This window comes from Mycobacterium sp. 48b (assembly GCF_048282725.1).
Taxonomy (GTDB): Bacteria; Actinomycetota; Actinomycetes; order Mycobacteriales; family Mycobacteriaceae; genus Mycobacterium.
This window is the reverse complement of the sequence record NZ_JBLVUL010000001.1, coordinates 5,203,316-5,228,250: the sequence shown is the minus strand read 5'-3', so window position 1 is coordinate 5,228,250 and position 24,935 is coordinate 5,203,316. Positions and strand designations below refer to the sequence as shown.

Genomic DNA, 24,935 nt, shown 5'->3' with positions numbered 1-24,935 from the left:
TTTCACCCATGACTGTGATTCAAGAGTCCGCCGCGCTGCCCAACGGGTTGACCGTCGAGGCGGCGAAGGCCGAGGCCGCGCGGGCCTATGAGCTCGACCGCGCACACGTGTTCCACTCCTGGTCGGCGCAGGAGGAGATCTCGCCGATGACGATCACCGCCGCGCAGGGTTCGTACGTGTGGGACGGCGACGGCAACCGCCTGCTGGACTTCTCCTGTCAGCTGGTCAACACCAACATCGGCCACCAGCACCCGAAAGTTGTTGCCGCCATTGCCGAGCAGGCCGCCAAGCTGTGCACGGTGGCCCCGCAGTACGCCAACGCGGCCCGTTCGGAGGCGGCCCGACTGGTCGCCGAGCGCACCCCCGGTGAGCTGAACAAGGTGTTCTTCACCAACGGCGGCGCCGACGCGGTCGAGCATGCGGTGCGCATGGCCCGTCTGCACACCGGCCGTTACAAGGTGCTGTCGCGCTACCGCGCCTACCACGGTGGCACCGACACTGCGATCAACCTGACCGGTGACCCGCGGCGCTGGCCCAACGACCGCGGCAACGCCGGCGTCGTGCACTTCAACGGACCGTTCCTGTACCGCTCGTCGTTCTACGCCGAGACCGAGGAACAGGAATCCCAGCGCGCGCTGGAGTACCTCGACAAGCTGATCCAGATGGAGGGCCCGTCGACCATCGCCGCGATCATCCTGGAGTCGATTCCGGGTACCGCCGGCATCATGGTGCCCCCGCCCGGCTATATGGCCGGGGTGCGGGAGATCTGCGACCGCTACGGCATCGTGTTCATCGCCGACGAGGTGATGGCGGGATTCGGCCGCAGCGGAAAGTGGTTCTCCATCGACCATTTCGACGTGGTGCCGGACCTGCTCACCTTCGCCAAGGGCGTCAACTCCGGTTACGTGCCGCTCGGTGGTGTGGCGATCAGCCCGGCCATCTATGAGACGTTCGCCCACCGGCCGTACCCGGGCGGTCTGACGTACTCCGGGCATCCGTTGGCCACCGCGGCCGCCGTCGCGACCATCAATGCCATGGCCGACGAGGGCATGGTCGAGAACGCGGCCAAGATCGGCGCCGAGGTTCTGGCACCGGGCCTGGCCGAGCTGGCCGCCAAGCACCGCAGCGTCGGCGAGGTGCGCGGCGCGGGCGTGTTCTGGGCCGTCGAGCTGGTCGCCGACCAGCAGACCCGGGAGCCGTTGGCACCCTACGGTGGCTCCAGCCCGGCGATGAACGCCGTGGTCGGCGCGTGCAAGGCCAACGGCCTGCTGCCGTTCGCCAACTACAACCGCGTCCACGTGGTGCCGCCGTGCAACGTCTCGGAAGAAGAGGCGCGCGAGGGTCTGGCGATCCTGGACAAGGCGCTCGACGTGGCCGATCAGCACACCAACTGATCTTTGGCGCACGTCGTCACCGCGACTGTGCTCAGGGACAAGAATCGCGGCCGCGAAAATTCTGTCCCTGGGTGCAGTTTCGGTGAATGGCCTTAACTGCCGTTGCCAACGATGAGGTCTTTGATCTCGGCCAGGTGTTCGTCGATGGAGCTGAAGCGGGCGCGGGTCTCCTGGCGGAAATCCGCCAGTTCGCGCTCGACAGAGGTGAGGTGTCCCTCCACAGATGTGAGCCGCGTACCGTGCTCGCGCTGGTTGGCGCCGAGGGCATTGACGGCTGCAAGCACCGCGCGGTAGTCAAACTGGGAAGCCTCAAGCGCAGCCACTCGAGCTTCGAGGTCTTCCAAGGTCGCCATCGCCCCATCGTAAAGGCGTCCAGATCTGACGGCCATGCCAATCGGCTCACCCTGTGGATAACTTCGTTGACCCCTGATCCGCGGCACAAGTTGGGACACTGGACTCGTGCGTTCACCTGCCCAGTGCTGGCTAACCGACATGGACGGCGTCCTGGTGCGCGAAGAACATGCGCTCCCGGGTGCCGCCGAGTTCCTGCAGACATTGGCCGAACAGGAACGGCCATTTCTGGTGCTGACCAACAACTCGATCTTCACGCCGCGTGACCTGGCCGCCCGCTTGGCACGATCGGGCTTGATCGTCCCCGAGGCGGCGATCTGGACGTCGGCACTGGCGACGGCGGCGTTCCTCGACGATCAGCTGCCGGGTGGCTCGGCCTATGTGATCGGTGAGGCCGGGCTGACCACCGCGCTGCATGAGGCCGGTTACACCCTGACCGACATCGCGCCGGACTACGTCGTGCTGGGGGAGACCCGCACATATTCGTTCGAGGCGATCACCAAAGCTGTCCGGCTGATCCTCGGCGGTGCCCGGTTCATCGCCACCAACCCCGACGTCAGCGGACCGTCGGCGGAGGGCCCGCTGCCCGCGACCGGATCGGTGGCCGCGATGATCACCAAGGCCACCGGACGGGATCCCTACTTCGTCGGCAAGCCCAATCCGATGATGTTCCGCAGCGCGCTCAATCGGATCGAGGCGCACTCGGAGAACACCGTGATGGTGGGGGACCGGATGGACACCGATGTGGTGGCCGGCATCGAGGCGGGCCTGGACACCATCCTGGTCCTCACCGGTTCGACGTCGGTCTCCGACATCGAGCGCTATCCGTTCCGGCCCAGCCGGGTACTGCCGTCGATCGCCGAGGCGATCGAGCTGATCTGATGACCTCTGTCGAGCTGATCGGGGTGCCGTTCGATGGTTATGGCCGACGTGGCAACCAGGCGCGGGCCGCGCAGGCACTGCGGGATGCCGGCTTGCTCAACACTTTTGGTGACGACCGCGTCGTCCGGGCCGACGATCTTGACCTGCCTGCCCCCGATCCCCGGCGTGGACCGTCGACCGGCTTGATGAACGAGCCCGCTTTACTCGCGATGACGTCGTCACTCCATGACAGAGTTCTCGATGCATTGGTGGCCGAACGGTTCCCGGTCGTGTACGGCGGTGACTGTTCCACTCTGCTGGGCATCGCCACCGCGCTGCGTGACCATGCCCACAACGTCGGCTTGGTCTTCATCGACGGCCACGAGGACACCATGCCGCTGGACGTATCCGAGGATGGGGAGGCGGCGAACACCGAGATCGGGCTGCTCCTCGGGTTGACGGGGCGGACCCTCACCGGGCCGCTGGCCCGGCAGCTGCCTGCGCTGCGGCACGAGTTATTGGTGGTGCTGGGCCCGCGCGACGACAGCTGGCGGCGGCAGTTCAACGTCGGCACCCTCGCCGACTGCGGCGTGTGGCTGGCACCGCTGGCCGAAGTGGCGCGCGATCCGGCTGCCGTCGGTCGTCGGGCCATGGGCCACCTGACGCGCAACGCGGAGCGCTGGTGGCTGCACATCGACTTCGACGTGCTGGATCCGGCCGAGTTTCCGTCCCAGGGATTGCCCGATGTTCAGGACGAGCCGGGCGGCCTGACCTGGAGCCAGCTCACCGAACTCGTGCTGACCTTGCGCAATACCGCCACGCAGTGCGTCGGGTGCAGCATGGCGATCTATGACCCTGACCAGGATCCGTCCATGGCGGGCGCCGGTCAGGTCGTCGAATTCGCCAGGCTTGCCCTGGCGCACTAGGCGAGGTTCTCAATCAGCCGCTGATTCAGGAGGCCCGGTGACCGAAGCCATCGATGAACACTTCACCGCGACAGTCTCGGCGATGAGCACGCCGGGCCCCGGCGAAGTGCCCGCACTGAACGTGCCGAATCCCTTGGAGCTCTTCGATGCTCAGCTGGGTAGCCGGCATCTGGACCTGGCCGCACGTTGGCTGCGCTCACAGGGGCGGGGCTTCTACACCATCGGATCGTCCGGGCACGAGGGCAATGCCGCCGTCGCCGCGGCACTGCGCCCGAGTGATCCGGCGCTGCTGCACTACCGGTCGGGCGGCTTCTACCTGGCTCGCGCCGCGCAGGTCGGCGGCTCCGATCCGCTGCGTGACGTGCTGCTCGGGTTGGTGGCCGCCACCGCCGAACCGATCTCCGGCGGACGGCACAAGGTCTTCGGCCGTCACGACCTGAGCATCATTCCGCAGACCTCCACCATCGCCTCACATCTGCCACGGTCGGTCGGGGTGGCCTTCTCGGTCGCCCGCACCCGCAAGCTCGGCGTGGCTTGCCCGTGGCCCGAGGACGCGGTGGTGGTGTGCAGTTTCGGGGATGCCTCGGCCAACCACTCGACGACTCTGGGCGCCGTCAACGCGGCCCTGCACGCCACCTACCAGGGCCTGCCGATGCCGCTGCTGTTCGTCTGCGAGGACAACGGCATCGGCATCAGCACGCCGACTCCGCGCGGCTGGATTGCCCATGCCTATGCGGGTCGGAAGGGACTGCGGTACTTCGCGGCCGACGGCTGCGATCTCGTCGACGCCTTCGGAACGGCACGCGCCGCAGCCGATTGGGTCCGCCGCGAACGCAAGCCCGCGTTCCTGCATCTGCGCACGGTGCGGTTGATGGGGCACGCGGGTACCGACTACGAGCAGGCTTACCGGCGGCCCGCCGACATCGTCGCCGACTATGAGCTTGATCCGGTGCTCAACACCGCGAGAACACTTGTGGCCCAATGTATCCTGACGCCAGAGCAGGTACTGGACCGATACGAGGGCAAACGTGCCGAGGTGATGGGCCTGGCCCGCGAGGTCGGCGATTGTCCGCAGTTGGACAGCGTGACGGCGGTGATGCAACCGCTGCGCGAAACTCTCGACGACGCCAGGGCGGTGCCCGTCGCGGCCCTGGACGGCTCCGGGGGTCCGCCGCTGACCGTGGCTCTGGCCATCAACCGGGCGCTGCAGGAGGTACTGGAGGTGCACCCGGAGACGATCGTGTTCGGCGAGGACATCGCCCGCAAAGGCGGGGTCTACGGGGTCACCCGCGGCCTGCAGGCCGCTGCCGGGCCCGCGCGGGTGTTCGACACCCTGCTCGACGAACAGACCATCCTCGGCCTGGCACTGGGTGCGGGCGTCTCGGGTCTGCTGCCGATACCGGAGATCCAGTACCTGGCCTATCTGCACAACGCCGCCGATCAGATCCGCGGCGAGGGAGCCACGCTGCAGTTCTTCTCCAACCGGCAATACCGCAACCCGATGGTGGTGCGGATCGCCGGCTACGGCTACCAGAAGGGATTCGGCGGTCACTTCCACAACGACGACTCGATCGCCGCGATCCGCGACATCCCCGGCGTGGTGATCGCCTCACCGGCCCGGCCCGACGACGCCGCGGCCATGCTGCACGCTTGCGTCTCCGCCGCGAAAACTGCCGGCGCGGTCTGCATCTACCTCGAACCGATCGCCTTGTACCACAGCAAGGATCTCTACGCCGACGGCGACCAGCAGTGGCTGGCGCCCTATCCACAGCGGCCTGCGCGCATCGGTGCGGCCCGGACCTACGGCGACGGCGCCGACCTGACCATCCTGACGTTCGCCAACGGACTGTGGATGAGCCTGCGGGTGGCCCGTCGCCTTCGCCGGGCCGGGATCGCCGCCCGGGTGGTCGACCTGCGCTGGCTGTCGCCACTGCCGGTCGAGGACATGCTGCGTGAGGCGGATGCGACCGGCCGGGTGCTCATCGTCGACGAGACCCGCCGCACGGGGGGTGTGGGTGAAGGCGTGCTGGCAGAACTCGCTGACCACGGCTTCGCCGGCCGGGTTCAGCGGGTCTCCAGCGCCGACAGCTTCATCCCGCTGGGCGATGCCGCACTGGAGGTGCTGTTGTCCGAGGACACCATCGAGGCCGCCGCGGTGAAACTGGTCGGCGAACGGTCTTGATAGCTTGACTCCCATGGCCGAATCCGTAACGCCGGACCCGACCCGTCCGCTGGCCGGCGTGCGCATCATCGAGATCTCCAGCTTCGTCGCCGTGCCGCTGGCCGGCATGACCCTGGCCCAGCTGGGGGCGGATGTGGTGCGGGTGGACCCCATCGGGGGCGCGGCCGACTACCACCGCTGGCCGCTGACCGACGGTGGCGACAGCATCTACTGGGCCGGGCTGAACAAGGGCAAGCGCTCGCTGGCTGCCGATATGCGCTCACCCGACGGACAGCAGCTGGTACAACGGCTGATCGCCGAGGCCGGCGTGCTCATCACGAATGTGGCCGGACGGCAATGGCATTCGTACGACGTGCTGTCGGCGCTGCGTCCTGACCTGATCCATGTCGAGGTGTCAGGGCGTGCCGACGGCGGTACCGGCGTGGACTACACGGTCAACGCCGGGCTGGGCTTCCCGATGGTCACCGGACCTGCGCAACTGGCCACCCCGGTCAACCATGTGCTGCCGGCCTGGGACGTCAGCTGCGGGCTGTACGTGGCGCTGGCGGTCAGTGCCGCGCTGCGCCACCGCGATTCCACCGGTGAGGGCGCACGGATCAGCATTCCCTTGGAGAACGTCGCGCTCGCCACGGCGGGCAACCTCGGGTTCCTGACCGAGGTGATGATCAACGGCACCGGCCGCGAACGGCTCGGCAACACCCTGTACGGCACCTACGGCCAGAACTTCACCAGCAGCGACGGCGTCGGATTCATGCTCGTGGCGCTGACCGGCCGCCATTTCCGCGACCTCACCGAGGTCACCGGGACCACCAAAGCCGTTGCCGCCCTTGCCGAGGCATTCGGAGCCGACTTCAGTGACGAAGGTCAGCGCTACACCCACCGCGACGCCCTGACCGGATTGTTCACCCTGTGGTTCAGCGAGCACACTGCCGAGGAGATCAGCGCAGCGCTCTCGGGCACGTCGGTCCTCTGGGAGCGGTACCGCAGCTTCGCCGAGGTCGCCGTCAACGAGCGGGTGGTCGCCAATCCGCTGTTCACCCCGCTGGAGCAGCCCCGTATCGGTACCTACCTGGCGCCAGGCCTACCCGTATCCATCGGCGGGATGTATCCGCCCGCCGTTCCCGCACCGGCGCTCGGTGACGACACCACCGCCGTGCTGGCCGACCATTTGGGGCTCGGTGCGGACGAGATCGCCGCACTGACCGAATCCGGCACCGTCGCAACAGGTACCGACGCTCCGTGAGCACCTTGCTGAAGCTGTTGGACCTCCGTGCCGGCGACGGTGAGGTGTTCACCGGCCGGGCCAGCGGCCCGGAGGGCAAGCGGGCCTACGGCGGTCTGCTGGCCGCGCAGAGCCTGGCGGCCGCATGCCGGACGGTGGCAGATGACCGCGCGCCGACCAACATGCACCTGCAGTTCCTGCGCGGCGGGGACGCCGGGGAGGGTGCCGAGTATCGCGTGCAGCACGTGTACGACGGACGCACGGCCTCGGCCCGCCGCGTCGAGTCCTACGAGCACGGCCGCATGCTGACGACGGCGACGGTGTCATTCGCGACGGAACTCGCCGGGCCCGAGCACGGCTTGAGTGCGATGCCGCACGATCCGGACGTGCTGCCGTGCACCGGCCCGCCCGGGCCCGCGCCCTCGCTGCCGCTCGACGAGTTCGACATCCGGATCGCCGACGACGGGACGGACCAGGAATTCGTGCGCCGGATGTGGTGGCGGGTCACCACTGAACTGCCCGAGGATCCGTTGGTGCACATGCTGATCGCGGTGTATATCACCGATCTGTACGGCATCGATCCGGCGTTGGCCGTACACGGGCACAGCATGCGTTCCCGCAGCCACCGCAGTGGCACGACTGATTCGTCGATCTGGTTTCACCGCCCGGTGCGGGCCGGAGAGTGGAATCTGCTGGAGTCGCGCTCGCCCGCTGCCGCGCGGGGCCGCGGCCTGATCACGTCGAGCCTGCTTCGCGCCGACGGCGCGGTCGCCGCCACCCTGGTGCAGGAGGGGCTGGTCGTCGAGCGTGATCCGGCGTGACCGCTACGGTTTCGGCCCCAGGCAGTTGTCCGGACTCCAGTCGTTGAGGTGGCGCACTCCGTGGACTACGTCGACGAAGTGCGGAGCGATGAAAGTCTTCGTGATCGCCATCAGCACCATCAGGATGCCTATCGTGGCGAACCCCGACACGACGGCAGTCCTCAGCGAGGCGCGCTCGCCCGGTAGCCGATCCCAGCGGGTGTAGAACAGCAGCGCCGCGAAATGCCATGAGCCGTAGATGAGTACGTTGAGACCCCACATGCCGACGCCGTTGTCGAAGCAGTAGTTGTAGCCCGAGTAGGCGAAGGTTTCGCCGAGAGGCATGATGCCGGCCAGGAGTAGGCACAGGACGGCGTGACGGGCCGGCGAGTCGCGGGCCAGGACCCCGCCGGTGCGGTCCAGCAGTTGGCTGAGCACCCGGTAGAGGGTTCCCAAGATGACGGTGTAGAAGCCGAACACGCTGATGGTCATGGGCAACATGAACAGCGGTACGCCATTGGGATTCCATGCCGTGTGGAATGCGAAGTGGCCGTGCAGCACCTCATACCAGGGGTCGGTGCCGACGAACCCGCCCAGCACGGCCCAGATGGTCAGGAAGACACCCATCCGGAAGCCGTACAGCTCGGTGAGTGGGCGCCCGCGGTCTTCGGGAACCCGGAACACCAGCGGCCAGATGAGGGTGCCGAGCGCCATCACGATCGCCTGACCGACCAGTGCGGGGTCATTGGGACGCTCGTAGCTGAGATTCATCACGACCAGCCCTTGCAGCGGAACCGTGACGAGAAACCACACCAGATAGATGATCTCGGTGCGCCGCTTGCCGGGATTCGCCGCCAGGAGATGGAACTTGTGCGGTTCTGCCTGGGTCATCGCCCGCGTGCGAGGTCGAAGGACGTCATCACCATATCGAGGATCTCGGGAGTGAGCAGCGCACCGGCGTACTCGACCCAGCACCAGCTGCGTTCGGGATCCCTGCCCGACGAACCGGGCACCAGACGGCCGAAGTAGTGGATGTAGCTGCCGGACGTGTCGAACGTGAATGTGTATGTGTCCGAACCGATGTTGGCGTCCAGCCTGGTCAGCTTGCCGGCGCCGTCGAACGTCGGCGTTGCGGTGATGTCGTCGTATGCGGTGGTCACTCCGTCGACGACCTGATAGCCGGGGCCGAACGCGACGCCGTCGCGCCCCTGCCAGAAACAGCCGCCGCCCCATTCTCCGTCCGGGTACTCGTGTACCCACGACACCCACATACCCTGCAGGTGCCTGGCGATGGGGAGCTCCGGATACACCAATCCGGGTGGCCCGTAGGCGTAGTCCTGGTGCAGGTAGCCCGAGACGGGTACACCCTCGATGGTCCCGGTGGCGGCCATCAGCTCATGGCGGTAGTACACCTGCTCGGTGACACCGCGCTGCTCTGGAACATGGACGGTGAACACGTCGGTGACGTTCATACCGTGCATTTCCCAGCGCCCGCTCGCATCGTGCCAGTGGAATCCGCCGGCGTCGCGCTCGATGCGTCCGCTGGGATAGCTCAGCGTGACCTTCTCGTCGGCGTCGGCATAGGTCATCGGCTCGAACCAGTCGATGTTCGAGTACTCCGCGAACAGGTGCGGCGGGTCGGGATCGAACGACGCGGGCAGCTTCTTGAAGCCGGTGATCGGTGACACCACATGTGTCATTCCGGCGATGAAGTCATCGGCCCCGCGCAGTCCCCAATATGTCTTTCCCGCAGCATCATTGACCACGGCGCCGATCCACATGCCGGCGAGCCCGACATCCGGCGCCGGAGTCCAGTCCCGTCGATAGTGGTCAAGGGTGGGCGGATGCGTTGCCACCGTGAACTCGAAGTTGCTCACTGGCCAGCCCCCAAGGGTGAAGTCGATCATGCCGCGGATGTTGTCCCGGCTTCCAGAGCCCTATTTAAATATCTAGATATATCCTTTGTAAAGGACGCGGAGCGACACGGGGCTGACGGCTACTACCCCGATTGGGCCATCGGATAGTTTGGTCGTTGTTCGAGGTGTTGCTCCGAATGATCGGACGGTAGGGAGACGAGTGGCCAAGCCGACTGCGGCGAAGGGTGGAACGTCCGGCGGCTCAGCGTCGGGAAAACCCAAGCAGATTGCCGACGAACTGCGCGACCTCATCATCGCCGGAAGGCTCGATGAGGGTGACCTCCTGGGCACCGAGGCCGAGTTGTTGGAACGCTTCCAGGTGTCGCGTCCGTCATTGCGCGAATCGTTGCGCATCCTGGAGGCCGAAGGTCTGATTTCGGTGCTGCGGGGTGCATTGGGCGGTGTGGTTGTACACCGGCCCGATCAGCGCATGACGGCTCGAGCGGCGGCCCTCGTGATGCAGTCTCGCAGCATCTCGCTGGCCGATGTATTCGAAGCCAGTGCCGTTATCGAACCCGCCTTGGCACGTATGGTCGCGTTGTCCCGCGGACGTGAACGTGCCGCTGTGCGCCTACGTGAGTTCGTGGTCGAGATGAAGCGCACCGTTCAGGATCCGACAGCCTGCACCACGGCGATGGTTGGTTTTCACAGCGAGATGGTGCAGCTGGCCGGCAACCAGACCCTGATCATCATCTGCGAAATGATCAATGAGGTCATTACCCGTGCGGCAGTGGCTGATGTCCTGACGCGAAGCCAAGGGGAGCCGGTTACGTCGCGGCGTCGCACGATCCGTGAGTTCGAGCAGCTCGTCGATTTGATCGCTGCCGGGGACGGTGACGGAGCGCAATCCCACTGTGCCGCGCACATGGCCCGGGTGCGGCGGGCTCTGCTCGGCGAGCGTGGCAGTTCGACGATCGAGGTAAACCGGCATCGGTGACACAGGTGACGGCGCCCAAAACCTCTACAGGCTTCTCTGGACGCGGGACTTGATGATGCGTTAGCTTGGATTGATTTGAATTGTCAGACGTATCGCCGGGCCTGCCTGGCACTCGACATGCGGGAGGCACCCGTGGCCGACGTGACCCCGGCACGCATCGGGTTGCTCATCGATTACCTGGACGAGAACGGCAACTACGACGAGAACGTCCTTCCTGCACTGCAACTCGTCGCTGACGAGTATCTGGAGCGTGGAATCCTCGAACGTCCGGTTGAATTCGTCATCCGTGCCGTCCAGGGTCTGCCGAAGGGGTCGTTTCGGGCGGTGCGCGACGCCTTCTTCGAGTTGGTCGAGCAGGACGCGTTGGTGATTTTCGGCCCCTGGGTGTCCGAGAACGGGGTCGCACTGCGCCCGTACGTCGAGGGACTGGCCCAGGTGCCGATCATCACCATGGCTGCTTCCGAAAGCATGCTTGGCGATTGGGTTTTCGGACTTCCGGCTGGTTCCATGGAGGAGGAACCGATCATCATGGCCACCGTCGCGTCGCTCGATGGGTGCCGCACCGTGGGCGTGGCGTTCGAGGACAGTCTCATTGGCCGCGAGTATCTGCGAACGACGCGGGAGGCCTGCCGAGATGCGGGATTGACGATCACCGCAGAGGTGGCGATTCCTCAAGTTGAAAGCGACAAGCATGCCGCCATGGCTACCTTGGCGCACGGCAAGCCCGACGCGGTCATGCACGTCGGCTTCGGGCTGGGAATCATCGGCATGAATGCTGCACTTCACCACATCGGTTGGATGCCGCCGCGCTATACGACGACCGCATTCGAATTCGCCGCGACCAGTCCGTGGTGGCGTGAGCAACTCGCCGGCTGGATCGGTCTTGACCAGTACGACGAGCGGAATCGGACTGCGCAAGCCTTTCTGGATCGATTCGAGGGCGCCCACGGGCGGCGCCCCGAATACTTCTTCCCCTTGTACTGCTACGACGTTGGCAGGCTGATGATGACCGCGCTCGCCGGTGCTCGGCCCTTGACCGGTCTGGCTGTCAAAGAGGCGTTGGAGCGCATCAAGATGCTGCCCGCTGCGACCGGTGCCCCCGGGACCCGGTTGAGGTTCGGAAAGTTCATCCGGCACGGTTGGGTGGGCAGTGAATTCCTGGTCGCGAGGCGAGTGCTTCCTGACGGCAGCGCGTCAGTACTGCACGCCACCATCGAGGGACACGTGAATGACCCTCTGGTGCTCCGCTAGTCGCTTTTACATCTATATGTATCTTGCGCGTCTTCGCGCGTGACGCAAGGAAGTTGTCCGGCAAACAGCGGGCGGCAGTGAGTGGTCGCGCCTGATATCGCAGCGACGAGTGGTCACTTCGGCCCTGTGAACTGCTTGTAAGCGATACATCCTGTGCGGTCAATGCCGTCGGGTCGCCATCGAGGGATGCTCGCAAAGGGTAGACAACGCGTCGCGTGCTGCGTTATACCTTTAGAGGTATGCGGTCTTCGGTATCCGGGTGATCGCACGCGGAGCAGATCCGAATCAGCTTGCGGCGATCAGGGGTGGGGGACTCTGGAGCGCGCCGCGGCCTCGATCGGCACCGCGAAAGCGTTGCCGCCGAGGTGATGTGGTCGGCCGCCGCCACGAGGTGCGGTGGTCAGCCTCCGCAGCAGGCGTGATAGCGGACTTGGGAGGGGGTGAATCGCCGGTGGGCCGACACGGGGATCGATCCGATGTGGCGGAAGCGCGGGCGAGCGCGGAAACGCGCCGACGTGCCTCGGTGGCAGCGGTGAAGCCGAACTCCAGCGTTGGGCGTGTCTGGCCGCGTCCGGTGGCCGGGTTGATCACGGTGCTGATCATCGGACTGGCGATCATCATGGTGGCAGTGTTGTTTCGCGGTGATCTGAACTCAGCGGCCCCGGTCACGGTGCTGTCACCCCGCGCGGGACTGGTGATGAACCCCGATGCCAAGGTGAAACTGCGGGGCGTTCAAGTCGGAGCCGTCAAGTCGTTAGAGACCTTGCCCGACGGACGCGCGGTATTGCACCTGGCGATGGATCCTGCCCAGCTGCAGCAGATTCCGGCCAACGTCGGGGTTGATATCTCGTCGACCACGGTGTTCGGCGCGAAGTACGTCCAGCTCATTGATCCAGTGGATCCATCCCCGCAGGCGATGGTTCCCGGTCAAGTACTCGACGCCTCACGGGTCACGGTCGAAGTGAACACCGTTTTCGAGCAACTCACCGCGGTGCTCGCGACAATCGACCCGGCCAAACTCAACCAGACGCTGGGCGCGATCGCCTCGGCCGTCAACGGCCGCGGGCACTCGATCGGTCAAATGCTGGTCGACCTGGACACCTACCTCGCCACCATCGAGCCCGGATTGCCGGCGTTGAGTCACGATTTGGCCACTGCCCCAACCGTGCTCAACACGTATGCCGATGCAGCACCCGATCTGTTGACTGCTGCCGGCAATGCGAGCCGGATCAGCCAGAGCATCGTCGACGAGCAGCACAACCTCGATGCGTTTCTGGTCAGCATGATCGGGCTCGCCGATGTCGGCAACGACGTCCTGGCGACCAACCGCGCCGCACTGACCGATGCCGTGCATCTGTTGGCGCCGACGACCGATTTGACCAGCCAGTACAACCAAGCCTTGTACTGCATGATGGGCGGTTTGATCCAAGCCGCCTACATCAAACAACCGCAGGTACCCGGTGCCATGGTCAACGCGGGGTTCGTCCTGGGCAAGGAGCGCTACCGGTACCCGATAGATCTGCCCAAGGTCGCGGCCACCGGTGGCCCACAATGCGTCTCGGGTCTACCCAACGTGCGCTATCTGTCACGCCCGCCGTTCATCATCGCCGACGTCGGCACCAACCCCGCTCGATACGGCAACGAAGGCATCCTGTTGAACACCGATGGCCTCAAGCAGACCCTGTTCGGACCGCTTGCTGGTCCGCCGAGAAACTCCGCACAAATCGGTCAACCCGGATGAGGCACGCGACGAGGGTCACGGCGGTCAAGTTCGGTGTGTTCGGTGTCGTGATGGCGATACTGACCGCCTGCTTGTTCGTTGTTTTCGGCCAGTACCGGACCGGATCCTCGCAGGACTACTCAGCAGTATTTGCCGACGCTTCCAGCCTGAAGAAGGGGGACTCGGTGCGGGTGGCGGGCATCCGAGTCGGCACCGTCACCAGCGTCAAACTACGGCCGGACACCACCGTGCTGGTCAGCTTCGACGCAGATCGAAACGCGGTGCTCACCAACGGAACCAGGGCGATTGTGCGCTACCTCAACCTGACCGGAGACCGCTACCTCGAACTCGCCGCTGCGCCAGGACCCACTACCATCCTGCCCGCCAAAGCCCAGATTCCCATCGAACGCACCGCGCCGGCCCTCGACCTCGACTTGCTTCTGGGTGGGCTGTGGCCGGTAACTCAGGGATTGAATCCCGACGACGTCAACGCGCTGACCCAATCGTTGCTTCAGGTCCTGCAAGGGCAGGGCGGTGCCCTGCAATCGCTGCTGGCGGAAACCTCCTCGTTTACCACCGACCTCGCCAACAACGATCAACTCGTTCAGCAACTCATCGACAACCTCACCGCGGCAGTGGGCACGCTGGCCAAAGACGGCGAGAAGTTCTCCGGCACGATTGATCGCCTCCAACAGTTCACCAGCCAACTCGCCGCCGACCGCGATCCCATCGGCAACGCAATCACCGCCCTTGACAACGGAACCGCGTCGCTGGCCGACCTGCTCACCCACGCGCGCCCACCATTGGCCGGCACCGTCGACGAACTCAACCGCCTCGCCCCCAACCTGGAGACGCAAAAAGACCACCTCGACGCCGGGCTGCAGCGAATGCCGCACAACTACCGCAAGCTGGCGCGCCTGGGCGCCTACGGCAGCTTCTTCAACTACTACCTGTGCGGCGTGGCAGTGCGTGTCACCGATCTTCAAGGACACACAGCGGTCTTTCCCTGGATGAAGCAAGAAACGGGAAGGTGCTCGGACAACTGATGCTGAAATACCTTGGACCCCAGCTGATCCGACGCGGCTTCATCGGTGTCGTCGTTATTCTTCTGGTCATTGCCGTCGGGATGCGAAGCCAACAGTTGGTGTCCTGGGCCACCGAGATCCGATACCAGGCCTTGTTCGATCAGGCCGGCGGGTTAACCGTAGGCAACAACGTCACCATGTCGGGAACGAAAGTCGGCACCGTTTCGGGTGTGGAGCTTCACGATGGGCAGGCCCTGGTGACCTTCACACTCAGCAGTGACATTTCGCTGGGTACGCAAACCACCGCCCATATCCGCACCGGTTCGTTGTTGGGACAGCGGGTGCTGACGGTGAACACCGCCGGGCCTGGCCGGATGCGAGCCCTCGACGTCATCCCGTCGACCCGCACCTCATCGCCGTACTCGCTCACCGAGGCCGTGGGCGACCTCACCACCGACATCGCCGGCACCGACACCGACACCCTCAACCAGTCCCTAGATACTCTCTCGGCCACCATCGAGGCGATATCTCCGGAACTGGCACCGACTTTCGACGGCCTGACCCGACTGTCTCGGGCACTCAATGCGCGTAACCAAACGTTGGGTGAGTTGTTCAAACACATCAGCGAGGTCAGCGCGGTCCTGTCCGAGCGCAGCCAACAAGTCAACACGCTCATCCTCGACGGCAACGCATTGCTCGACGTTCTCGTGCAAGTGCGCCAGGGCATTGTTGACCTGCTCGCCAACACCTCGGCGGTGGCCAACCAACTCACCGACTTGGTGCGCGACAACGAGGCTGAACTAGCGCCCACGCTCGACAAACTCAACGCCGTCACCGCGGTGCTGGAGAAGAACCGCGACAACATCGCCAAGGCACTGCCCGGCTTGGCGAAGTACGAGCTGAGCACCGGTGAACTGGTCTCCAGCGGTCCGTACTACCAAGCCCAAATCGCCAACTTGAGCATGCCGCAGCTGTTGCAGCCCTTCTTGGACTATGCCTTCGGATTCCGCAGAGGAGCCGACGCAGGGCAGCCACCGGACAATGCGGGCCCTCGTGCCGAATTTCCGTTCCCGCGAAACGGCATCCCGCAACCACAAGAACGATGGGGACCGCCATGATCGCTCGCCGCCGCACCGCGCTGGCCGGTGCACTCATAGCGTTGACCCTCGCGGCCAGTGCTGTGCTGGTGCACGCCTCGTTCTTCGGCGTCAAAACAGTGACCGCCTACTTCAGCTCTGCCACAGCCATCTACCCGGGCGATGACGTCCGAGTCGCGGGAATCAAAGTCGGGACCATCACCGCCATCGCCCCCGAAGGCGACCAGGTGAAAATGTCGCTGGACATCGACAGTGGCGTGCCCATCCCCGCAGATGCCAAAGCCGTCATCGTCGCTGCCAACTTGCTCGCTGCCCGCTACGTGGAACTCACCCCGGCCTACCGGTCCAGCGACCCCCACACCAACGGTCCCACCATGGCCGACCACGCCGTCATCCCGATCGATCGCACTGCCGTTCCGGTCGAGTGGGACGAGGTCAAGTCTCAACTGATGCGCCTGGCAACAGAATTGGGGCCAAACAGCCAGGTATCGACTCCAGCGATCGCACGATTCATCGACACCACCGCCAACGCACTCAACGGCAACGGCGACAAACTTCGCGAAACCTTGAACCAGCTGGCCGGCGTCGGGCGCATCCTGGCCGACGGCAGTGGCAACATCGCAGACACCGTCAAAAACCTGCAGACATTGGTCACCGCGCTGCGCGACACCAACCCCCAAATCGTGCAATTCCAGGGCAGGTTCGCCACGTTGACCAGCATCCTCGATGAGAACCGCACCGATCTCGATGCCGCACTGAACAATCTGTCCTCGGCACTCGGTGAAGTCCAACGTTTCATCGCCGGCACCCGTGATAAAACCAGCGAACAAGTCCAGCGGCTGACCAATGTCACCTCCAACCTCGTCGAGCACCGCAAGGACCTCGAACAACTTCTGCATGTGACACCGACCGCGCTCGCCAACGGCTACGCCGACTACAACCCGGACACCGGCACCATTCTCGGCTCGATCTCGTTCACGAACTTCTCCAATCCGGTGCAGTTCGTGTGTGCCGCAATCGGCGCCGTCAAGAACACCACTGCAGCCGAAACCGCGAAACTGTGTGCGCAGTACCTCGGTCCCGGCCTGGACCAGCTCAACTTCAACAACTTGCCGTTCCCGATCAACCCCGCGTTGGCCCCCTCGCCGCGCAACGTCCTCTACACCGATCCCGCGCTGGCACCCGGCGGGACGGGAGGCGCTCCCGTGCCTGCCGAACAGCCTCCATCGGTTTCGGCCTTCACCGGGGCGGGCGACGTGCCTCCGCCTCCGGGTTGGAACCAACCGCCCGCGCCGCCGGGCCGGTATACACCGCTGCCCGCAGCGCCATCGCCGGCGCTCTATCCCGGCGCACCGCCGCCCACCGCCCCCAGCGTCGAGAACCTGCTACTACCTTCTCCCGCGCTGCAACCGCCACCTTTGCCCGAGCAACCTGGGCCCGTGCCACCCACTGAAGGGACGCCCCGACCATGACCGTTCGGTATTCAGCGGGAGTGAGCGTGGCGGTGATCGCCGCTACGGTGCTCACGTTGTCGGGTTGTGCATTCAACGGAGTGAACTCCCTGCCGCTGCCCGGCACCGTCGGACATGGACCCGGGGCCACCGTCTACCACGTGGAGATTGCCAACGTGGGTACGCTGGAGTCGAATTCACCGGTCATGATGAACGACGTCGTTGTCGGAAGTGTCGGTGCGATGACGCTCCGCGACCAGCACGCCGACGTCGAAGTCCGGCTGCAAAGCGGAGCCAAAGTCCCAGCCAATGTGGTCGCCACCGTCGGGCAGACCAGCTTGCTGGGATCACAGCACCTGGCGCTGGACCCGCCACCCGGGCAGCCACCGGTGGGACACATCGCACCTGGGTCCACCATTGCGCTGAACCGATCATCGACCTACCCCTCGACCGAGCAGACGTTGTCCTCACTGTCAGCGGTGGTCAACGGCGGAGGCCTGGGCCAGTTCGGGGACATCGTGCACAATTTCAATGCGGCATTGTCCGGCCGCCAGGACGCTATCCGCGACCTCATCACCCGCCTCGACAAGTTCGTCGGCGTGTTGGACCGTCAACGCGGAGATCTGATCGCCTCGATCGATGCCCTTGGCCGACTGGCCGGCACATTCTCCAGACAACACGAGGTGATCACCGAGACGCTGCGCACACTTCCCTCCGCGCTCGATGTGCTCCTGGCCGAGAAGCCACGCATCATCATCGCCCTCGACAAGTTGCGGGTCTTCAGCAACACCGCTACCGCGCTGATCAACGACACCCAGGCCGACCTGGTGAAGAACCTGCAAAACCTCCAGCCCACCGTTCGTGCACTGGCCGATGCCGGCCCGGGCATCATCGACGGCCTGATGTACGCCACAGTCTTTCCCTACGGCCAGAATGTGATTGACCGCGGCCTCAAGGGTGACTACATGAACCTGTTCGCCGTGGCTGACCTGACCGTTCCGCGCCTCAAACGCGGCCTGTTCCTGGGAACCCGCTGGGGTGTGGATGGAGCAGTACTGGCGCCGGCCCCCGGAGACCCCGGCTATGACTGGTACTACACCAACAATCCGCTCGGCGCGCCGCTCGCTGTGCCGCCGGAAGGCACCGAGTTTGCCCCTCCGCCCCCGCCAGTCGGGCCACCGGTGATCCTTCCCGGTGGGCCCGTCCCACCCGCAGCCGCTCCGCCCTCGAGTGCACCGCTGGGATCACCGCCACCGGCGGCGGCCGTGCCCCCCGAACCGCCAAGCGAGGAGTCACCCCTGCCCTCAGCAGATGAGGGGGGCCGCTGAATGCTCACTCGGTTGGTCCGGATTCAGTTGGTGCTCTTCGCGATCGGCTCGATCGCGGGTCTGGTCACCATGGTGGTGGTCTACATGCAGGCGCCGACGCTGCTGGGTATGGGACGTATCACCGTGACGGTGGAGCTGCCGGGAACCGGTGGGCTGTACCGCTTTTCCAACGTGACCTACCGCGGTGTGCAGGTCGGCAAGGTGACGGCGATCTCGCTCATCCCGCGCGGTGCCAAAGCGACCCTGTCGCTGGATGCCTCACCAAAAATCCCTGCAAACCTGAAGGCTGACGTGCGCAGCGTATCGGCGATCGGTGAGCAATACCTCGACCTGAAACCCATCTCGGACGCGCCCCCGTACCTGCACGACGGTTCGACGATCGCCAAGGCAGACACAACCATTCCACAACAAGTCGGGCCACTGCTAGACCAAACCAGCGCGCTGATCAAAAGCATCCCCAAAGACAAACTCGGACTGCTGCTCGACGAAAGCTTCAAGGCGTTCAACGGCGCCGGCTACGACCTGGGATCCCTGATGGACGCATCGGCCAAAGTCTCGGCCGGCCTGAACGATGTGCGCGACCCCACCAGAGCCCTCGTCGAGGACTCCGCGCCGCTACTCGATTCGCAGGCCGCTGCCACCAACGACCTGCGGACTTGGGTGCGCAGCCTGGCCAACATCACCACAACGCTGGTAGATGACGATCAACAGATCAGGAAGGTGCTCACGGATGGACCGGCATCGATCAACGAAGCATCCCGGCTCTTCGAACAGGTCAAGCCGACACTGCCGGTGCTGCTGGCCAACCTGACCTCGATCGGACAGATTCTGGTCACCTACCGCCCCGGCCTCGAACAAATCCTGGTGTTACTGCCACCTTTCGTCGCCAACATCATCTCGGCCGCACCCGATCACAATCCGACCGGGCTGGGGCAAGGCGATTTCACCATGTCATTCGGGGACCCACCGTCATGCACCGTTGGGTTCCTCCCGCCAAGCCAATGGCGCTCTCCGGAAGACACCTCCGAAGTGGACACCCCTGATGGCCTCTATTGCAAACTGCCCCAAGACTCACCGCTGGCGGTACGCGGCGCGCGAAACTATCCCTGCATGAACAAGCCAGGAAAGCGGGCCCCGACGGCCGAAATCTGCAACAGCGACGAGCCGTTTGTACCCCTGGCGATGCGCCAACATCTCACAGGCCCTTACCCACTGGACCCCAACCTGATCGCCCAAGGCGTGCCGCCCGACGCCAGGGTCGCCAACGACGACCACATCTTCGGCCCGACCAACGGCACCCCCATGCCGCCGCCGGCCGCGCAAGACCCGGCCCCTGGCGGACCCATCCAAATCCCGCCACCTACAGCACCGCCCGATCCCGCGCCGCCACCACCCGAAACTGACGCCACGGTACCGGCAGCACCAAGCGCATTCGGCGGCAACAACACTCACGCAGAGCCCGCGGTCGTCTTCGCGCACTACGATCCCAAGTCCGGACGCTACGTCTCACCTGACGGCCAGACCTATCAGCAGGCCAACCTCGTTGCCTCACGGCGGGCAGCGAACTGGAAAGACCTCGTGATGGAGGATCATCCATGACATCGACGCGAACCGTAAGACGGCAACCAGCGGCCACTGCACTGCCAATGCTCGTTCTGATCGCTGCGGCGACCGTGGCGGCATTGACCAGCGCTCCGAGCGCGACCGCTGCATTCTGCGACCCCACGCTCAACGGCGCCTACCGTGCAGTGTCCGACGGGACATGGGCGAAAACCAACGAGATCTTTCACGACGAAGCCACCGTGACCAGCACCTGGACGGTCAGTACGACATGCAGCTCCGAAACATACGACTGTGCAGGCGAAGTGAGCAGCAGCCAAGGGTGGGACGCCCCAATCCGATGCGACTCAGCCGGGCTGTGGTCAGTGCGGAGACACCTCGACCGGTGGGAGCCGTGCCACGACGGCACCGCTGCGCCAGCCGATCAGCTGCTGTACTTTTCGCCTGACCTGTCGGGATCGCCGAGCTTCGATGAGGTGAGTTCGTTCTCCGGTTGGGACCGCACCGTAGGCATCAGCGGTGGCTGCGGAATCAACCGGCCGCTGGTCATCGAGATGCCATTCCAGCTCACCCGCATTCAATGACGCGTGAGGAACCGTCGCCGCGAACCGAAACCAGCGTAGCGCCCTGTGCCGGAGGGCATCTGGTTCGTCCGGCCGGAGGGTGGCACCGAATGAGCTACTGTCAGTACATACTTCATAAACTGAAATAACACTGGGCCAGTGAAAGGTCTTGAGAATGAAGCGAGTACCGGTGACCAAGGATTCGGCAGGGTTGAAGTCAGCGGACTATGTGGTCGTGGGATCAGGTAGTGCAGGTGCGATCGTGGCGCGACGACTGGCCGACAGCGGCGCGACCGTCATCCTGATCGAGTCGGGCCGCCGGCGGCGTGGCCCGCTGGTCACCGTTCCCGGCATGTGCGGAGCCATCCACGCCGTCACATCGCTTCAACGGCTGGTCACCTGGCCCGCGTACAGCGTTCCGCAACGACATATGAAGGGCCGCACCCTGCCCCAGTCGCATGGCCGGATCCTCGGCGGCGGCAGCGCGATCAACGGGATGGCCTTTGTGCGCGGCAACCGGCAGAACTACGACGACTGGGCCACTGGTGGAGCGAAAGGCTGGGCGTTCTCAGAGGTTCTGCCCTCGTTCCGCAGGCTGGAGAGTTTCGAGGACGGTCCCAGCGAGCTGCGCGGCGGACATGGCCCCATCGCCGTCGAACGCGCCACGGGGTTGGCGCCTATCACCGAAAGATACATGGCCGCACTCGCGGAAACCGCCGGAGTCGGCATCAACAACGACTACAACGGCGCGCAGCAGACCGGGGTGGCGCCACTACAGCAGAGCGCCGGTGCGGGCCGAAGAGTGGGTACCGACCGCGGGTATCTATCGGACGCGCCGCCGAATCTTCGCGTACTCACCGGTGTCACTGCCACCCGGGTGATCACGGAAGCCGGGCGCGCAACGGGCGTGGAACTGGTCGCCGGCCGCAACCGGAGACCGATCGGCCCGGTACACGCGAACCGCGAGGTGATCGTCAGCGCAGGTTCCCTCGGTTCACCGCGGCTTCTGATGCTCTCGGGCATCGGCCATGCGGCGCACTTGCGTGACCATGGGATCAAGGTGATAGCCGACCTGCCCGTCGGTGACAATCTGCACGACCACTTGTTCGTGCCGATGTCCTATCAGGCTCGTGGCGGGCGCAGCGCATCACCGCTGAGTTTCGCCGGCGCGGCGGTACGTGAATGTGTGCGCCCGCGGTCGACGTACCTGGCGCACACCCTGTTTGAAGCGGTGGCGTTCCTCGATAGCGGCGTAGGAACGGGCACCGACGTTCCAGACCTGCAAATGTTCATTCTTCCGATGAGCTATCCGGAGAATCAGGACAGCCCGGGTCTGCACTTGGCCGCCGAGTCCTCGTCTTCGCTGACGCTCATGCCGACGATGATTTATCCCGAGAGCCGGGGAAGCGTGCGCTTGGCGTCGGCTGATCCGTTCACTGCTCCGCTGATCGATCCCAACTACCTGGCTGAGCCCCGAGACGTAGCGACATTGGTGGCCGGCATGGAGCTGGTCCGAGAAACGTTGACTCACCAGGCGATAGCGCGGGAGGTTGGCGGCGAGGTGCTGCCCGGTTCGAATCACACCGGCGCTGACCTGGCCGACTTTGTGCGCCGAAACGCCTCGGGTGTGTATCACCCGGTCGGGACCTGCCGGATGGGAACCGACGAACGCGCCGTCGTCGATCCCGAGCTACGGGTCCGGGGAGTGGAAGGGTTACGAGTCGTCGATGCGTCGATCATGCCGAGCATCGTCGGCGGCAACACCAATGCTGCGGCGATGATGATCGGAGAACGGGCCGCCGAACTGATCACCGGCGGCTGATTCAGTTGCGAGGTTGGCCCGCCAGATAGACCTCGAGCAACTGCCGAAGGCTGGAGCCCACGGCGTGGTCGTCGGTCAGTGGCGCGACGATGGCAGCCTCGGCAGCCTCACGCACCGACAGGCCGGCCTGGGCAAGGCGGGCTGCGGCAATCAGCACGCGGGTCGAGGCAACCTCTCTGAGCCCGGCACCGTCAAGGCGGCGGATCGCCTGGGCAAGCCGGACTAGATCCTCGGCCACGTGGGCACCGATGCCGCTTTCACGCTGCACGATGATCCGTTCTACATCTTGTTCTGGATAGTCGAATTCGATGGCGACCATGCGCTGGCGGCTGGAATCTTTGAGATCTTTGAGAACGCTCTGGTAGCCCGGATTGTAGGAGACGACCAGGCAGAATTCTGCTGCAGCGGTGAGTGTTTCACCAAGTCGTTCGATCGGCAGTGTGCGGCGGTGATCGGCGAGGGGATGAAGCACCACTGTGGTGTCCTGCCGGGCCTCCACCACCTCATCGAGATAGCAGATCGCACCTTCGCGAACCGCGCGCGTCAGCGGGCCGTCGACCCATTCGGTTTCCCCGCCACGCAACAAGAACCGCCCGACGAGGTCGGCGGTGGTGAGGTCGTCGTGACACGCCACGGTGATCAGCGGGCGTCCCATCTCATGAGCCATCGCCTCGACGAAGCGTGTCTTGCCGCAGCCGGTCGGCCCCTTGAGCATTACGGGCAGTTGTTGTCGGAAAGCGGCTGCGAACACTCGTTCTTCATTGCCGACGGCGTGGTAGAACGGACGCGCCACGGCGCGGGATGTGTCAATGGCAGCGTTAGGCGTCGGCATCAGATCGATGGTCCTTTCGGTGTCCTGACTGGTTTCGGCGGACTTCCGCGGTACGCAGAGCCGCTTGGCAGAGGGTGGCGATGACCGGCGCCAGCTGATCGGGCCGGGGGACTGCGGCGTAGGCCGCGGTGCCGAAGACGAGTGGCAGATCCTCTGACGGAGCCGTGGCGCCCACCGTCAGGCACAGACACCCGGTACCGCGGCTGCGTACTTCGGCGAGTGCCTTTCGAAGATCTCGGGCGCCGTGATCCAGGTCGTATCCGTGATCGAACGCCAGGCCGTCCGAGACAACGATCAGCAGGCGTCGGGTGGTGCCCCCACTTTGGTTGATGATGCTGGCGCCGTGCCGGATCGCGGCACCCAATCGTGAGTATCCACAAGGTTCTAGCTGATTCAGGCGGGCGAGCAGAGAACGCTCGTTGCATTCGGCAAACGTCTTCAACGTTGTCAGCCGGACGTTGTGTCGTCCGTGTGAGGAACAGGCGTATACGGCAACGCGGTCACCGAGCCGCTGCATGGTCGTCGCCAGCGCTGCAACCGCGATTCGTTGGTGGTCATGGATCCGAACTCGCCCGACGCCGGGCTCGGCGGTTGACCCCGAGATGTCGAGGAGGATCAGCGCAGACAGATCACGACGATCGCGGCCCGTCGCGAGATAAAATGCTCCGTCAGATTCCTGTGTAGTGAGTGCGCAAACCCGGTCCTCGACGGCGGCGTCGAGGTCGATGTCGTCTCCGTAGGGCTGCCGACGGCGGATCCCGAAACCGGTACCCAGCCGAGACAGTGGCCGTCGCATACCCAGATCAGGGTTGACCATCGAACCTTGCGGGCGGTCATCGGACTCGACCACGCGCACAGTGCACCACTCGGGCCGGTAGCGTCCGCTCCTTGAATCCCACTCCGGATACCGAAACCCTCTGCCGGATGGCGATGTAACGGGATCGTCCGCGACCTTGGTCCCGATCACCGCTGTGGAGCGCGCGTGCCCCGCTGCACTCAGCTGCGACATCGACCGTCCCCCGACCGGCCCGTCCGTACCGGCCAGGCCTGCTCCACGCAACAATGCGCGCAGGAGGCGCCCCATCAGTAGAGAGCCGTTTGCGGCGGAGAAGAAGAAACTGTCGTCGGGCATCTGGGTCGGCGGCACTGGATGTGTCGACCCTTCGGCGGCGGCGGCGGCGCTGCGCTCGCCCGAGTCTCGGCACTCGGGAGTTGCCGCATCAGTGGGCAGCGCCGCCAGTACCTGGCGTGGCCGAATTGCTCCCAGATACAGACCGGACTCCGGGAAGGCTGAACCGGTGCGTGCGAGGGCGAGAGAGGCTGCCGGTGAGTCGCTGAGCCGTGCGATGTCGTCGCGAATCATGTAGGCGAGTGACCGCGGCAGAAGATCTCGCAGTTCGGCGACGGCCCGCGGCCCCTCAATCTTCAGATATCTGCGGCGTAATCGACTGTGCCACAGCAGGGATCGCATCAGCTCGGACGAAAGGCTGCCCGCGCCGATCAGTGCTGAGTGCACCACCACCGCCTCGATGGCCTTTCGCGGATCCTCGCTGAGACTGAGCGTGATGGTGTGGCCGTCGGACCACGCCTGCTCGCCCGGTCTGCCGGCCACCACCTCGACCGGTCGGCCGGCGACCGCCGATGCAAGCATGTTGTGCACGTGCGGCGTGCGGTCATGGCCTGGCTCCGCCGCCACG

General features: G+C 65.0%; 21 protein-coding genes. 16 read left to right on the top strand and 5 right to left on the bottom strand.

The annotated features are described in order from the left end of the window. Positions 1–8: 8 nt before the first annotated feature. Positions 9–1,394 (top strand): aspartate aminotransferase family protein, encoded by a 1,386-nt coding sequence (locus tag ACNQR1_RS25505; protein ID WP_418048443.1) that lies wholly within the window; start codon positions 9–11, stop codon positions 1,392–1,394. Positions 1,395–1,486: 92 nt separating this feature from the next. On the opposite strand, the gene ACNQR1_RS25500 is transcribed toward ACNQR1_RS25505, so the two are convergent. Next, the gene (locus tag ACNQR1_RS25500) at positions 1,487–1,747 is read right to left on the bottom strand and encodes a hypothetical protein (protein WP_418048442.1); all 261 of its coding nucleotides are present in this window, start codon (positions 1,745–1,747) and stop codon (positions 1,487–1,489) included. 106 nt (positions 1,748–1,853) lie between these two features. Here ACNQR1_RS25500 and ACNQR1_RS25495 point away from each other — a divergent pair, with 106 nt between their 5' ends. The 5 genes from ACNQR1_RS25495 (at position 1,854) to ACNQR1_RS25475 (ending at position 7,757) form a co-directional block, all read left to right on the top strand. Next, positions 1,854–2,627, top strand: coding sequence for an HAD-IIA family hydrolase (locus ACNQR1_RS25495; protein ID WP_418048441.1), 774 nt, complete (start codon positions 1,854–1,856; stop codon positions 2,625–2,627). Continuing rightward, positions 2,627–3,532 carry an arginase family protein gene (locus ACNQR1_RS25490; protein ID WP_418048440.1) on the top strand — a complete coding sequence of 302 codons (906 nt, stop codon included), beginning with the start codon at positions 2,627–2,629 and terminating at the stop codon, positions 3,530–3,532. Before ACNQR1_RS25495 ends, ACNQR1_RS25490 begins: the two co-directional genes overlap by 1 nt. An 82-nt stretch (positions 3,533–3,614) precedes the next feature. Next, positions 3,615–5,714 carry a thiamine pyrophosphate-dependent enzyme gene (locus ACNQR1_RS25485; protein ID WP_418050495.1) on the top strand — a complete coding sequence of 700 codons (2,100 nt, stop codon included), beginning with the start codon at positions 3,615–3,617 and terminating at the stop codon, positions 5,712–5,714. A 13-nt stretch (positions 5,715–5,727) separates the two neighbouring features. Beyond that, positions 5,728–6,957, top strand: a complete 1,230-nt coding sequence (locus ACNQR1_RS25480) for a CoA transferase (protein ID WP_418048439.1) — start codon at positions 5,728–5,730, stop codon at positions 6,955–6,957. Beyond that, the gene (locus tag ACNQR1_RS25475) at positions 6,954–7,757 is read left to right on the top strand and encodes an acyl-CoA thioesterase (protein ID WP_418048438.1); all 804 of its coding nucleotides are present in this window, start codon (positions 6,954–6,956) and stop codon (positions 7,755–7,757) included. Before ACNQR1_RS25480 ends, ACNQR1_RS25475 begins: the two co-directional genes overlap by 4 nt. Before the next feature lie 3 nt (positions 7,758–7,760). Here ACNQR1_RS25475 and ACNQR1_RS25470 read toward each other — a convergent pair whose 3' ends face one another. Together ACNQR1_RS25470 and ACNQR1_RS25465 are read right to left on the bottom strand one after the other, a co-directional pair. Next, positions 7,761–8,627, bottom strand: a complete 867-nt coding sequence (locus ACNQR1_RS25470) for a hypothetical protein (RefSeq protein ID WP_418048437.1) — start codon at positions 8,625–8,627, stop codon at positions 7,761–7,763. Continuing rightward, positions 8,624–9,643 carry a hypothetical protein gene (locus tag ACNQR1_RS25465; protein ID WP_418048436.1) on the bottom strand — a complete coding sequence of 340 codons (1,020 nt, stop codon included), beginning with the start codon at positions 9,641–9,643 and terminating at the stop codon, positions 8,624–8,626. The genes ACNQR1_RS25470 and ACNQR1_RS25465 overlap by 4 nt, the downstream gene beginning before the upstream one ends. Positions 9,644–9,812: 169 nt before the next feature. Here ACNQR1_RS25465 and ACNQR1_RS25460 point away from each other — a divergent pair, with 169 nt between their 5' ends. The 10 genes from ACNQR1_RS25460 (at position 9,813) to ACNQR1_RS25415 (ending at position 22,406) form a co-directional block, all read left to right on the top strand. Next, positions 9,813–10,589, top strand: a complete 777-nt coding sequence (locus ACNQR1_RS25460) for a FadR/GntR family transcriptional regulator (protein WP_418048435.1) — start codon at positions 9,813–9,815, stop codon at positions 10,587–10,589. Positions 10,590–10,721: 132 nt separating this feature from the next. Continuing rightward, positions 10,722–11,840 (top strand): ABC transporter substrate-binding protein, encoded by a 1,119-nt coding sequence (locus ACNQR1_RS25455; protein WP_418048434.1) that lies wholly within the window; start codon positions 10,722–10,724, stop codon positions 11,838–11,840. A gap of 523 nt (positions 11,841–12,363) precedes the next feature. Beyond that, positions 12,364–13,581 (top strand): MCE family protein, encoded by a 1,218-nt coding sequence (locus ACNQR1_RS25450; RefSeq protein WP_418048433.1) that lies wholly within the window; start codon positions 12,364–12,366, stop codon positions 13,579–13,581. Beyond that, a complete protein-coding gene (locus ACNQR1_RS25445; protein ID WP_418048432.1) occupies positions 13,578–14,606 on the top strand; it encodes an MCE family protein in 1,029 nt (342 codons plus the stop codon). Before ACNQR1_RS25450 ends, ACNQR1_RS25445 begins: the two co-directional genes overlap by 4 nt. Beyond that, a complete protein-coding gene (locus ACNQR1_RS25440; RefSeq protein WP_418048431.1) occupies positions 14,606–15,703 on the top strand; it encodes an MCE family protein in 1,098 nt (365 codons plus the stop codon). The genes ACNQR1_RS25445 and ACNQR1_RS25440 overlap by 1 nt, the downstream gene beginning before the upstream one ends. Next, a complete protein-coding gene (locus ACNQR1_RS25435) occupies positions 15,700–17,154 on the top strand; it encodes an MCE family protein (protein WP_418048430.1) in 1,455 nt (484 codons plus the stop codon). The genes ACNQR1_RS25440 and ACNQR1_RS25435 overlap by 4 nt, the downstream gene beginning before the upstream one ends. Next, on the top strand, positions 17,151–18,461 hold the full coding sequence (locus ACNQR1_RS25430) for an MCE family protein (protein ID WP_418048429.1): 1,311 nt from the start codon (positions 17,151–17,153) through the stop codon (positions 18,459–18,461). The genes ACNQR1_RS25435 and ACNQR1_RS25430 overlap by 4 nt, the downstream gene beginning before the upstream one ends. Next, positions 18,462–20,060, top strand: coding sequence for an MCE family protein (locus tag ACNQR1_RS25425; protein ID WP_418048428.1), 1,599 nt, complete (start codon positions 18,462–18,464; stop codon positions 20,058–20,060). 47 nt (positions 20,061–20,107) lie between these two features. Continuing rightward, positions 20,108–20,605 (top strand): hypothetical protein, encoded by a 498-nt coding sequence (locus tag ACNQR1_RS25420; RefSeq protein ID WP_418048427.1) that lies wholly within the window; start codon positions 20,108–20,110, stop codon positions 20,603–20,605. 154 nt (positions 20,606–20,759) lie between these two features. Continuing rightward, a complete protein-coding gene (locus tag ACNQR1_RS25415; protein WP_418048426.1) occupies positions 20,760–22,406 on the top strand; it encodes a GMC family oxidoreductase in 1,647 nt (548 codons plus the stop codon). A gap of 1 nt (position 22,407) precedes the next feature. On the opposite strand, the gene ACNQR1_RS25410 is transcribed toward ACNQR1_RS25415, so the two are convergent. Both ACNQR1_RS25410 and ACNQR1_RS25405 read right to left on the bottom strand, forming a co-directional pair. Further along, positions 22,408–23,238 carry a CbbQ/NirQ/NorQ/GpvN family protein gene (locus ACNQR1_RS25410; RefSeq protein ID WP_418048425.1) on the bottom strand — a complete coding sequence of 277 codons (831 nt, stop codon included), beginning with the start codon at positions 23,236–23,238 and terminating at the stop codon, positions 22,408–22,410. Next, positions 23,225–24,934 (bottom strand): nitric oxide reductase activation protein NorD, encoded by a 1,710-nt coding sequence (locus ACNQR1_RS25405; RefSeq protein WP_418048424.1) that lies wholly within the window; start codon positions 24,932–24,934, stop codon positions 23,225–23,227. Before ACNQR1_RS25405 ends, ACNQR1_RS25410 begins: the two co-directional genes overlap by 14 nt. Between the last annotated feature and the right edge of the window lies 1 nt (position 24,935).

Excerpts from the sequence above, each read along its gene's own strand:
- ACNQR1_RS25440 (WP_418048431.1), top strand. The coding sequence starts at position 14,606 with ATGCTGAAATACCTTGGACCCCAGCTGATCCGACGCGGCTTCATCGGT.
- ACNQR1_RS25420 (WP_418048427.1), top strand. The coding sequence starts at position 20,108 with ATGCTCGTTCTGATCGCTGCGGCGACCGTGGCGGCATTGACCAGCGCT.
- ACNQR1_RS25445 (WP_418048432.1), top strand. The coding sequence starts at position 13,578 with ATGAGGCACGCGACGAGGGTCACGGCGGTCAAGTTCGGTGTGTTCGGT.
- ACNQR1_RS25410 (WP_418048425.1), bottom strand. The coding sequence starts at position 23,238 with ATGCCGACGCCTAACGCTGCCATTGACACATCCCGCGCCGTGGCGCGT.
- ACNQR1_RS25480 (WP_418048439.1), top strand. The coding sequence starts at position 5,728 with ATGGCCGAATCCGTAACGCCGGACCCGACCCGTCCGCTGGCCGGCGTG.
- ACNQR1_RS25470 (WP_418048437.1), bottom strand. The coding sequence starts at position 8,627 with ATGACCCAGGCAGAACCGCACAAGTTCCATCTCCTGGCGGCGAATCCC.
- ACNQR1_RS25415 (WP_418048426.1), top strand. The coding sequence starts at position 20,760 with ATGAAGCGAGTACCGGTGACCAAGGATTCGGCAGGGTTGAAGTCAGCG.
- ACNQR1_RS25465 (WP_418048436.1), bottom strand. The coding sequence starts at position 9,643 with ATGATCGACTTCACCCTTGGGGGCTGGCCAGTGAGCAACTTCGAGTTC.
- ACNQR1_RS25505 (WP_418048443.1), top strand. The coding sequence starts at position 9 with ATGACTGTGATTCAAGAGTCCGCCGCGCTGCCCAACGGGTTGACCGTC.
- ACNQR1_RS25425 (WP_418048428.1), top strand. The coding sequence starts at position 18,462 with ATGCTCACTCGGTTGGTCCGGATTCAGTTGGTGCTCTTCGCGATCGGC.
- ACNQR1_RS25485 (WP_418050495.1), top strand. The coding sequence starts at position 3,615 with ATGAGCACGCCGGGCCCCGGCGAAGTGCCCGCACTGAACGTGCCGAAT.
- ACNQR1_RS25435 (WP_418048430.1), top strand. The coding sequence starts at position 15,700 with ATGATCGCTCGCCGCCGCACCGCGCTGGCCGGTGCACTCATAGCGTTG.
- ACNQR1_RS25430 (WP_418048429.1), top strand. The coding sequence starts at position 17,151 with ATGACCGTTCGGTATTCAGCGGGAGTGAGCGTGGCGGTGATCGCCGCT.
- ACNQR1_RS25490 (WP_418048440.1), top strand. The coding sequence starts at position 2,627 with ATGACCTCTGTCGAGCTGATCGGGGTGCCGTTCGATGGTTATGGCCGA.
- ACNQR1_RS25500 (WP_418048442.1), bottom strand. The coding sequence starts at position 1,747 with ATGGCGACCTTGGAAGACCTCGAAGCTCGAGTGGCTGCGCTTGAGGCT.